Here is an 11,149-nt window from a genome sequence, read left to right on the forward strand (position 1 = left end):
TCCGAAAGAATATTACCTTTTTTACTTGCCATTCTCTTTTCGATTGGATATGACTCTCACGTTTAACACACCAGGAGAGCGCTGTGAAAATTAAATTAATATTATTAGCTATCGGAATTTCGTCGTGCCTGATAGGTATCGCTTCAATTTTTGCGCAACCGAGAGAAACTGCCGCACAATGTTCAACGTTAAAGGAAGAGCATAAAGTACGCGAATGTATGGCTTGTATGGAAAGGCCCATCAAACATATCTATCATCCGCATCTTCCTGACGGAGAACGTTGCAAACGTTTATAGATTTCGATTTGTTCCTGCCGGGTTCGAACGCGTTCGAACCCTTTTTTTCCCTCTAAATATGTCCCGAAATACCGATTTCTCCGTCATAGGTCGATTTCGGAATTTGCTATGCGTTTTCTTCATTTCGAGGAAATTTTGCCATCCATACGGAAGATTTTCAAGGAACGAGGTTCCAAAATCTTCTAAATTCGGAGTCGAGTCGATCCAACAAGATCCATTTTCAGATGTCAGAAAAAAGAATTTCAATTCCTCCTGATCTCGCGCAAGAGCTCGTAAAAACAATTCGATTGCTTGCTTTATCCGGCAGAAAAAATTTTAAAAAATATCTATTTGAACCTCTTGCTTATGCGGGTTGGGAAAGGGAGAAATCCGTCTCATCGCTCGCTTCCAGTAAATTGATCGATAAAATTCAAGAGGATTCCCGCGACCCGGCGTATCTTCATACGATTCCTCATCATTGTAAGAGATTGGTTTCCCAAGCCTTGGTCGAAAACCTTTCGGCACTAGGGGACTCGTGCATTTTCTTCCTAGAGAAAATTCAGGACGATCCGAAAATCGCAATTTCAAGCGAGGCCCTGGAATTTGTAGGTTTGCTTGAAAAACCTTTGAACGAATTCGCTCAACTGACTAGAAACAATAACGAAAAATTATTCGAGGATTCGATTCGCAATTTCTCTCAAGAAGAGTTGAAGTCCGCCTTTGAACCGGTCAAACTGGACGGTACCAGACAAAAGGTTTATCTTGAAACTGAAATCCATACTTTATACCAGCAGATACTAGCGGCCACAAAAGCGAATAATCTTGCGCGTTGTAAAAGATTACTATCCAGATATATAATCAACTATAGCGACTCGGAAGTGTATAGTCAGCCTGAAGTGGAAAATCTGCTGGAAGCTCTCGATAAAAGAGAAAAGGGATTTAAACAAAATTTAATGGATTCAATTGCGATCGAACTCTATTATTCCATCACGAAAGGAATTTTGGAAGGAAATGCAAAAAAAGCGATACAAGGCATCCGCAAGTACGCTCACACATTCGAAGGGGATCCGAATATAAAATATTATTACGAAATAGATACTCTAGAACGTAAGCTATATTCCATTATTCAGACCAAGGATTTGATGAAGGATTTAAAGAAAGGTATCTAAAATGGCAAATTTGACTTTTAACGAAAAACTAGAGGGAAGCCGACTCATTCTTAAAGTAACTGGAGAAATCGACGCCAAGACGGCTCCCGATCTCAAGTTGAAATTGGAATCCGCAGTCGGGAACGGAGTTAAGACCATCGTCTGCGACTGTACGGCTCTTACGTATATCGCTTCCGCCGGAATAGGCGTATTGAATTCGATTCAGAAATTTCTAAAGGAAAAATCCGGCGAAATCGTATTTTGTAGCCTTAAGAAAGAAGTGAAAGATACGATGGAGTTGATGTACTTTACCAAGAAAGTTAGAATATTCCCGAATTTAGAAGAAGCTCTCTCGATCGTATAAGAATCGAGAATGAATCCTGATAAGGAAAAGATTTATCTATTCCGCAACGACTTTGACGAACTGGCCAAAGTCAGGAATGAAGTACGCTCTTTTTTAGGCGAAGATTGTTCCGACCTGATAAAAGGACGCATCGTATTTTGTTTGGACGAGGCCGTTACGAACGTTATCGAGCACGGATTTCCGGAAGAAAAAAAATCTACGATCGAATTGAGAATGAGAAAGAATAAGGGTAGTTGGCGATTTTCGGTCACCGATGAAGGCATTTTCTTCGATCCAACAAAAATGAAAAGCGAATCTTGGAAAGAACTCTATAAAAGCGGAGCAGACGGCGGGTTCGGTCTACGTTCCATCAAAAAAATCATGGCCGTTAGATACCAACGCCTAAAGAATCCGTCTCGAAACAGACTTACCCTAATTCATACGAGAGAAAGGAATGATTAAGAATAAGATTTTAAGAAAGATATTGCCGGGAATTAGAGCAAAGCTTTCTTTTTTCACGGCCGTTTTAGTAATTTCGATACTAGCTTTCACTTCCGCAATTCATTACTCTCAGCAAAAAAAAGCCCTCGAAGAGAAGTTAAGCTCGGAGCTAAAAGCCCCATTAGAATACGTGAATACGGTCGTTTTGGATCTCGAGAATCTGAGTCGGAGTATGATTCTAATAGAGGAATTCAAGATTCGCGTTAAAGAAAAGAAAAAGGAACTCAGTAAATTCAAGAGAACCGTCGTTCAAAAGGAGGCGGGCTTTTTAGGAGCGCTCAAATCATTCGGACAGTCCATCGGATTGAACGTAAAACGAGGAAACGTATATCGATCGGTCGATACTTATTTCACGAGATATTTATCCGAGAAGGAAATTAAGGAATTCGAAGCGAATGTTCGTAATGAATTACGAAAAGAAAACGGGGCGCCGATCGATGCTCCTGTTTACGATAAAATCCGCTCTATTGCCGAGAAAACTGCCCTTGCAAGACTCTCGGCGGAAAGTTCTCGATCGCGAATTGAGGAGATCGAAGATGAGATCAAGAATATCGAGCTTGAATTATTAAAGCCTGATTTAGATCCCAAGAAGAAGAAAGCATTCTCATCGGATAAGGAAAAACTGGAGAAGGATCGCAAAGCTTCGGAACGATCCATCCCCGAGTCGGAAAAAAAAGCGGCGGCTGGAGAAACTAGTTTAGCTAAAGCATTGCAGAACTTTTTTCGAGGATCCTACAAAGACGGAATTTCCTCCCTGGGGTTGCTGCCCGATAAAATTCGCATCCTAGCTTACGATCGAGTCGGCAAACAAACTCTGGATACCGGATTGCTATTTTTACAATCGTCCGGCACGGCTAAAAAACTTTTAACTTTACCTGAATTCGAAGAAAGCCGTTCCTCATTATTCGGAGAGGCCGACGTCTTGGAAACGATTCGAAATAAATCGGAACCCGAAACATACGAAGTAGGTGGACGGCAATACGAGGTGGTATTCCGTCCGGTATTCCGAAATCCTAATACGGCCGAGCGCTCCCGAACTCTTGCAGAGGAAGTCGCAAGCCATGCGAGTCAATGGCGCGACTATCTCGAAGAAGACCGGAAACTTTCTGCGGAATTTTCCGAAGTCGCGCAGAAACTAAAAACTCGCATCACCGAACTGCGTAAAGACGGGAAGGCAAAACCGGCCGCCGATTCGGAATTCCGAACTCTCACAGCTAGTTATCGAAAACTTTTGAAAAAAAGGGAAAGCAAGTTGGAAGAGCTTCAGCCGTACGTAACGACATTTCAAAAGGCCCATAAAAGATGGAGAGAAGAAAAGAAATCCCTTGAGGAGAAAACCGCTACTACGGCAAAGGAAATCTTAGAATGGCAGAAGATGCTGAAACTTCCCTTAAAGCAAGGGGAAGTCAGAGAATCGCCTGAGGAAATTCAGGAGAACATTCGACAATTGGAAGCTCAGGCCGAGGAAGTTAGAGATTCTCTAATTCGTTTGGAATCAAGTAAGGATGATTGGAGCCTTGACGAAGATCATCGTTCGGAAGACGCTTTCTACGGATTGCGGGAGGCCGCTCTGGATGATTTTACGTTTCTTCCGTTTAAAGCGGGTTCCGCGGCGATCCGGAGATATTATAAGGATCCGGAAGAACGCAAGAACGTTCGTGCAAAATGGAAACTGCTGCGGGAATGGATTTTGGCGGGAAGTTCGGAGACCGAATTGCCGAATGCGTCTAGAAATAAAGCCTCCTTAGCGGATTCCGGGGTTTTAATAAGGAGTCGAAGTGAAGCGGAAGAGGTTATGTGGGCCTTGGATTCCGCTCCATTGGTCGACTCTAAGGAAATTACGGGGAAGGGCCTTGTTTACGATTTATTAAGAAAGAATTTATTAGGATATAATCTAATATTAATAGATAGGACGGAAGGGGCAAGGCAAATTCGGGATAATCGGGATGAGCTCATTCGTTATACCGCCATTATCGGAGGAATAGCGATCTTGTTAGCGTACGGACTGGCATGGTTCGTAGTCAGACGAATTCGAATCATTAGCCGGAAAGCGGAGGAAATCGGTGAAGGAAATTTGAAAGTCGAATTTCCACCGGCCGGATACGATGAGATCGGAATATTAAGCGAATCGCTTAACGATATGGTTCACGGTCTGGAAGAACGAGAGGAAATGAGAGGCGAGCTTCTTGCGGGGGAAGAAATCCAGAAACGTCTTTTGCCGGAGAAATTACCGACTAGTTTGAACGATTACGTGGAATTCGGCGCATTCTATAAGGCAATGGCCGGCGTAGGCGGAGACTATTACGATTTTATTGAGCTTGGTCAGAATAAAATAGCGTTTTGTATCGGCGACGTTTCGAATCACGGAGTCGGTCCTGCAATAGTCATGGCTCTGTTTCGGGCACAAATTCGCTCCATTCTTCGACGAGGAGAGCGTGATTTGAAGAAAATACTTCTCGAAATGAACTCGCAGTTATATGACGACACCCCTGATCATATTTTCGTTACTTTCTTTTTGGGTTTTTTCGATTCGACGACTTCTAAGGTGGAATATATATCCGCGGGGCACGTTAAACCCTTATTTTACGACGCGTCCGAAAGAAAACTCCACGAACTTCCCGCCGGCGGATTGCCGATCGGTATGGATGAGAATTCATTTTTTGAAACTACGATCGAAAGAAGAGTTTTAACATTGGATTCGGGAGATATATTTTTTGAATATACCGACGGCTTGGACGAAGCAAGGAACCCGGAAGGCTCGATGTACGGGCGTGAACGCTTAGCAAAATTGTTATTCTCAAACGGAGAAAAAAGACCGGAAGAGTTGATCAAAGTTATCGTCGGGGATTTGGAAGTCTATACGAAACAAGAATTGGGAAAACTTGGAATTTCGCAACTTTCGGACGATATTGCAATGATTGCCGTCCGAAAGCGTTAGATAAGTTTCCACTTAGGGAAGTATCAAATCTTTCCAATCATCCGTATTGTCACGGGAGCCATAAATCTGTCCCGTAGCATAGTGCTCTTCGATTTTCTTTTTCCATTCGCGGGTCTTTAGTTGAGCTTCCGCTAATCCCTGAAGGAAAACGGTTCTAAGATCCTCGATGGAAGCGAAGGTATCGTCCAAGACCCCGGTTTTTTTCGCATCTTCGACGGCTCTAGATTTTATTCTAAAGGACTCCAGGAATTCGCGACGGACTAATTCTATCTCGTCATTTTTTCCTTCTTTTTTCAGCGCTTCAACTTTCGCTCCTTGGAATAAATCGAAGGCGGATGAAGCTCCCATGACCGCTAAAACAGCATCGGAAAAAGCGTAATAAGCGATACCGGGTCTAAGAAATCCGCTGAAGGCGTGGATCTGTCTTCCTCCGTAGTTTTGTCTGAGAACGACCGACACGACCGGAACTTGCGAAAGCACGTTCACATCTAAAGACTCTCCGCCGATCTGCTGTATTCTCAATCGTTCTTGTTTGGTTCCGGGAACAAAACCCGGTGCATCCGAAATCATTAATAGCGGGATCTTATGTTTATTTACGAATTCTGCAAATACTCGGAATTTTTCCGTTCCTGGTGCGTCCGGTGCACCTCCGTCTTTCGGTTGATCTGCAATGATTGCAACGGTCTTTCCCCCAAGTCGACCCAATCCCGTTATTAAACTCGAGCCCGGATCGGCTTCATAGAATTCAAGAAAAGAATCAGCGTCCAAAATTCGAGATACGACTTTCTCCTTCATATCGTATGAGGCGGATGTATCGGCGGGCAACTCTATCTTTCTATTGTTCGAAGTTTCCGAAAGAATCTCCCTCGTTCGTAATAATGAAAAGAATTTTCTAATCTTGTCGTAAGCTTCGGCTTCGGATGTGGCGTCGAACGTGGCCCATTGTTTCGCGTCGGACAGTTCTTTCTTCGTTGCTCTATCCCTGGATACGGAGGAGTCGTCGAGTAATAGCCACGCATCCCCCGCCGACGTCAGTTCCGGTATTCGAATTCCTTCCGGATGTTTTAACAAGTGCAGGCAAACCCCTTGAAAGTCCTGAAGCGATTTTTGAAAATCGCGTCTCGGTCGTAATGAATCGGAATCGTCCCAATGAGAACTTCGAAACCATCGACTGCCATAAACCAATAAAAGATCCGCTCCCGTTTTTTGTGCGATTCGAACCGATTCTTTGGCTTTAATTATACAAGACAGAGAATGAAATCCGTAACTAGTACGCGGACCGAGAGTAAGAACAGGGCTGTCGCCTAAGCGGACAAATCCTGAAACAAGCGATCCCGATCCGGAATAATTCTCTTTTACGCTTAAAAGAAAATTAGTTTCGGAATTTCTAATTAGTTCGTTTTCATCTAAGACAACCCATTCTTCTTTGGAAAGCTGCGCTCCGATTGATATTCGTGAAGAGGTCTTATTTTTACCGAGTAACACTTCCTGGATTCGATGCAAATACCAAAGAAGTTGAAGCTTATCGCTCGCCACAAAATCAACGGTACCCGTAGCCTGACCCATAATTCTGGCGCCCCCGATTTCGTAATTGGTGAACTTTTCACCGGTCACCGATTCGATAACCGCCGATCCGGTTAGCACCCGGTAGGATTCTTCTTCGTTTAACAGAAGCTGTAAAGAAGCCTGGGACGATCCGTATACGTCTAATCCTGTAGAAGAACCGACTCCTATTGCGATTATAAAACAACGGTTAGGCTTTTCGGTCGCTATATAAGGTCGAAAATCCTTTCCGTAGACTTGTTCCATCTTGTCGCATATTTCTCTTAGAACGGGATCTTTATGAGATTCGATTGCTCCTCGAAACTCGGCGGCATTCACTCTTGCGGTCAGAAGCGAATTCATGAAGAAACCTTCCGCCGCCCGATTTAAGGAAACCATTCCTTCGCGAATATTTGCGCCGGCTCCGTCATTCCAAACGTATAACGGAATATCGCTTCGATAGGCATAGTAAGTCGAGGCTATATATTTTCTTCCTTCGATATCGCCGGTAGCGCCGCCTGCCACCCTTGAATCTTTAAAGAAAAATACGGCGTCTTTACCGCCCATTTTCCCAACAAAGATTTTTGCACCGGGGGTATAGGTTTCCGATTGGCCTGTCTTGGGATTCACCCTTGTAATCCCGTCGGCGATCGGAACTAGTATTTCGCGTACCGTACTCGGATCGAATGTTTCGTTAATCCAGTGTTCCAGAGGCCATTTTCCTTTACGGAATAACGCCGCGTCTTTTGAGTCCGCCGGCAAGGTGTAGGGGAATCTAGGATCGTTCGGATGAACGATATCCATTCTCAGCTTACCTTCCTTGAAAAAGAGCGAGAACGTTCTAATTTTATCGGACAAAGAATCGAAAATTTCCAAAGTAAATTGGCTATATAATCCGTGTAAAAAGAAACGAACTACCGAATTTGCGGAATCTATTATATTTTCATAATTCAATACTCGATCTTCATCCGATGAGAGGTCGAACGGAACCGGAATGTCCGTCGTAATGATTTCCAATCTGAAAAGATCGACTCTACTTAAAGATTGTGCTCCTTGCAGTATGCACGCCGCGTTTTTGGCTGCAGTCTCTAAAGCGGACCGGAAAAGGTCTAACCGCGGATCGGGCGTAATTGCGGAAAAAAGAATATATTCTTTTTCTCTTCCGTAATCGATCAAGTATAGATACTGGCCTTTCTCCGGGGAAAATAGACGCGTTAGGTCCCCTTTGGATTTCCAGAAGTCTATTTTCTTCGCGAATCTTTCCGCTAAAGGGGGGGAAAGATCGGTCGGTAATAAAGGAAGCGGCGTTTTGAAAGATTGTCTAAAGAGTATTTCCAGTCTTTCTCCGCTTTCTTCGGAGACTAAAGACCAAGGATTCTTTACGAATCTAATATAATCGAAAACATGCCTTCTGGAAATCGTCGTATTTCCGCCTCGAAATTTTTGAGGACGGTTGCCCCGCAATGCAAGAATTCGTCTCGCTGTTTTTTCAAGAGTAGGCTCCTTTTCCCTTTCTTCCAGATAGATGATAGCATGAAGAGCCAACTCGACAGATCTCGTGGAAGGAGCAAATAAGGAAAATTTCTCCAGAATTTTAACGAAGATTTCCTTCCCTTCGCGTAAATTTGCGTAAGCCCTGACTAGATATAGAAAGGCCTCTTTCTGCTCCTTTGTCCGGCGTACCGGACTCCAATTTTGGACTCCATAGGAATGGAAGGCCCCGGAAAGCAATTTTCTAGTGGATTTGGAAGGATTATATCCTTCGGTTTCCCATTGAGAAAGAAGTCGATGTATTTCGCCGAAATGGGAAAATTTCGTGCCGGGATCGGAGGAGAATAGCCGCCGAACAAGAACATGAAATTTTAGAATATCAAGATAAAAGGTTTCCCATCGCTTGGCTTCGATTTCCGATTCTTTTTGAATTTTAAAAGTAGAAAGAATATATCCTATTTTTGGAATAAATTCTTCTTCTCTAAAAGTTCCCGAAACCCAAGACATCAGTAGTTTTCTAAGATCGGCTCCTTTGTATGAAATCGATTGAATTGGTAAATGTCCGTTGGATGGATCCGAATTCGTGGGAATTTTTTCCCAGTTCTCCCAAAGGGAATCTAGGGAGTTTTCGATTTCCTTTTCTTCGGAGATCGAACTCTCGGTTTCTTTTCGCGTTTCAATTTTAGCTAATATTTCTCCTTCGCCGAATCCTTTTCCCAAAATCATCCCCGAGGCCGTAGCTCCGCGAATTAATCTTGAAAGATCTCCGTGTTCGGCAAGGTAAGTTAACTCGCCTCCGATCGGAGCCTTAAGAATCGTTTCCATTTTCATTGCGGAGATGACGATAAGCGGATCTCCTTCCTGAACGGAATCTCCTTCTTTCCAAGTCTTACCTGACGACGGATTATCGGCGATTTTAACGAATGTCCCTTGAAAAGGTGAACGTAGATTTCCCGGGTTATCTTTCGGATTTTTACTGCTCTTAACACGGACGGTAAAGCGAAGAAAACGTAGTTTGCCTTCTCCGTCGGAGAAACGAACCGAATGAAACGACGATCTGCGATCCACGCGAACCGGGATAATTCGACCGCGAAATTCCACCGTGAATTCTTCTCCGGAATTTCCGCCGGTAGTCAAACCGATCCGCCCGAAATACTTTCCGTTCAGCAAAACTTCGAAAGTGTTGAAGCCGACTTTAAAGAGTCTAAATTGAAGATTTCGATCGCCGGATCGCAAATCGAACTTGTGTGAAAAATATTCGGACTCCTCCGAATTGAGTAATCTAGGAAGATCGCCGTCTTTGAAGGCGTCCGTTAAGGCTTTTTCCGAAATAAGATTACTTTCCGCAATGCAGCAAAACAAAGCGCCTTCTTCTCGATCGGTGAAGTCCTGTTCGGTAAGTTCGGGATTTTCATTTAGAATTCGATTATCGTAATTTCCGTTGCGAAAAGAATCGTGGCGGATTAATTTCAGCAACTGCTCATGATTGGTAGTGAGCCCTTTTACGTAGAGCTCGCTAAGAGCCCTCTCCATTCGCAATAATGCTTCTTCTCGGCTCGTTCCAAAGGCTATGAGTTTGCCGATCATCGGATCGTAATCGCCTAAAATTCTATCCCCCTTTCTGAATCCGAAATCGCATCTGACTCCGTTAAACGTAGGTAATTCCAATTCGGTAATTCGACCCGGAGCAGGTGAATAATTTTGAAATGGATCCTCCGCATAAATTCTACATTGTATGGAATGATTTCTAGCCGAGAATCTTCTTCTTACTACGGATTCAAACGGAATTTCCGATTCTCTTCCGTCGAAGAAAAGAATTTGCCATTTTGCAAGATCGATTCCTAAGGATTGATCGGTAACGGGATATTCCACCTGAAGTCTGGTATTCATTTCTAGAAAACCGAAATTCCCGGTCTTTCCATCCAACAAAAATTCGACTGTCCCGGCGCCGCAACCGTCCGAATAGCCTGATATGTGAGCGATTCGCTCAGCAGAGGATAATAACTGAAGTAAGGTTCGATCGTCTAGAAAAGTTTCTCCGCTTTCTTCGACGACTTTTTGGTTTCTACGCTGAACGGCACATTTTCGGACTCCGACTGCGGTAGAGTTGAAAATTTGAACTTCGAAATGGGACGGGTGCTCCACGAATTTCTCTAAAAAATAAGTTCCATTCCCGTAGGCTTGGCGACCTATGCGTTCTGCGCTTTCAACCGCGCCTTTTAATTCTTCGGAATTGTAGGCGACAACCATTCCCTTGCCGCCGCCGCCGGCATCTAGTTTCACCATAACCGGATAACCGATTCGTTCCGCCTCTTTGATTGCCTCAAGTTCCCCCTGAGTGATAGGCCCACTTCCGTCAAATAGCGGGATCCCGTTTTCACGAGCGAGATTCCTTGCATCCAATTTATTTCCGACCCTGCGCATTACGAACGCTTTAGGACCCATAAAAATTATGTTTTTCTTATATATTTTGGAAGCTGCTTCTAAGGTTTCTACAAAACGAAAATCTTCGGAAAGAAATCCGTAACCCGGGTAAATCGCATCCGCGTCCGAGAGTAGGGTTGCGGCTACTACCGTTTGTATATTCGAGTATCTATCCGGATCCCCGATGTATAAAATTTCATCGGCAGGTTCGTACCAGGATTGTCCTTTATCCGGATCGGTTACTATCGCAACCGATCGGATCCCTTCTTCTCTTAAGGCTAAGAAAAATCTTTTTGCGATTTCACCTCTATTGGCGACTAGTACTTTTCGCAATTTTCCCCGTCTCGCCGGAAGTTGTTCCGAAATTTCGGAACGGTTCGGATTAAGGGATTTCAGCTCCCGGATGAGGGCTTCTATTTGGGGAAGGCTTACCGTTCCTTCTAATATTGAATCCGGTTCGGGTTTTCGCGTTGGTATCATCTCAATT

The 11,149-nt window shown here is 43.9% G+C and carries 6 protein-coding genes; 5 read left to right on the forward strand and 1 reads right to left on the reverse strand.

The window, feature by feature from the left end:
* Positions 1 to 83: 83 nt before the first annotated feature.
* The 5 genes from LEP1GSC058_RS15470 to LEP1GSC058_RS15495 all read left to right on the forward strand — a co-directional run bounded on the left by LEP1GSC058_RS15470 (position 84) and on the right by LEP1GSC058_RS15495 (position 5,205).
* Positions 84 to 296: a hypothetical protein gene (locus tag LEP1GSC058_RS15470; RefSeq protein WP_016550046.1), complete on the forward strand. Its 213-nt coding sequence runs from the start codon at positions 84 to 86 to the stop codon at positions 294 to 296.
* Between the two features lie 224 nt (positions 297 to 520).
* A complete protein-coding gene (locus tag LEP1GSC058_RS15480) occupies positions 521 to 1,444 on the forward strand; it encodes a hypothetical protein (RefSeq protein ID WP_016549493.1) in 924 nt (307 codons plus the stop codon).
* Between the two features lies 1 nt (position 1,445).
* On the forward strand, positions 1,446 to 1,787 hold the full coding sequence (locus LEP1GSC058_RS15485) for an STAS domain-containing protein (RefSeq protein ID WP_016550236.1): 342 nt from the start codon (positions 1,446 to 1,448) through the stop codon (positions 1,785 to 1,787).
* A gap of 9 nt (positions 1,788 to 1,796) precedes the next feature.
* Entirely contained in the window at positions 1,797 to 2,228 is a 432-nt protein-coding gene (locus LEP1GSC058_RS15490; protein ID WP_016550639.1) for an ATP-binding protein, read from the forward strand.
* The gene (locus LEP1GSC058_RS15495) at positions 2,221 to 5,205 is read left to right on the forward strand and encodes a SpoIIE family protein phosphatase (protein WP_016550077.1); all 2,985 of its coding nucleotides are present in this window, start codon (positions 2,221 to 2,223) and stop codon (positions 5,203 to 5,205) included. Before LEP1GSC058_RS15490 ends, LEP1GSC058_RS15495 begins: the two co-directional genes overlap by 8 nt.
* A gap of 12 nt (positions 5,206 to 5,217) precedes the next feature.
* On the opposite strand, the gene LEP1GSC058_RS15500 is transcribed toward LEP1GSC058_RS15495, so the two are convergent.
* Positions 5,218 to 11,142, reverse strand: a complete 5,925-nt coding sequence (locus LEP1GSC058_RS15500) for a carboxyl transferase domain-containing protein (protein ID WP_016550699.1) — start codon at positions 11,140 to 11,142, stop codon at positions 5,218 to 5,220.
* Between the last annotated feature and the right edge of the window lie 7 nt (positions 11,143 to 11,149).

It is taken from the genome of Leptospira fainei serovar Hurstbridge str. BUT 6, assembly GCF_000306235.2.
Taxonomy (GTDB): domain Bacteria; phylum Spirochaetota; class Leptospiria; order Leptospirales; family Leptospiraceae; genus Leptospira_B; species Leptospira_B fainei.

Coding starts and splice junctions, on each gene's coding strand:
- LEP1GSC058_RS15480 (WP_016549493.1), top strand. CDS start 521: ATGTCAGAAAAAAGAATTTCAATTCCTCCTGATCTCGCGCAAGAGCTC.
- LEP1GSC058_RS15485 (WP_016550236.1), top strand. CDS start 1,446: ATGGCAAATTTGACTTTTAACGAAAAACTAGAGGGAAGCCGACTCATT.
- LEP1GSC058_RS15490 (WP_016550639.1), top strand. CDS start 1,797: ATGAATCCTGATAAGGAAAAGATTTATCTATTCCGCAACGACTTTGAC.
- LEP1GSC058_RS15495 (WP_016550077.1), top strand. CDS start 2,221: ATGATTAAGAATAAGATTTTAAGAAAGATATTGCCGGGAATTAGAGCA.
- LEP1GSC058_RS15500 (WP_016550699.1), bottom strand. CDS start 11,142: ATGATACCAACGCGAAAACCCGAACCGGATTCAATATTAGAAGGAACG.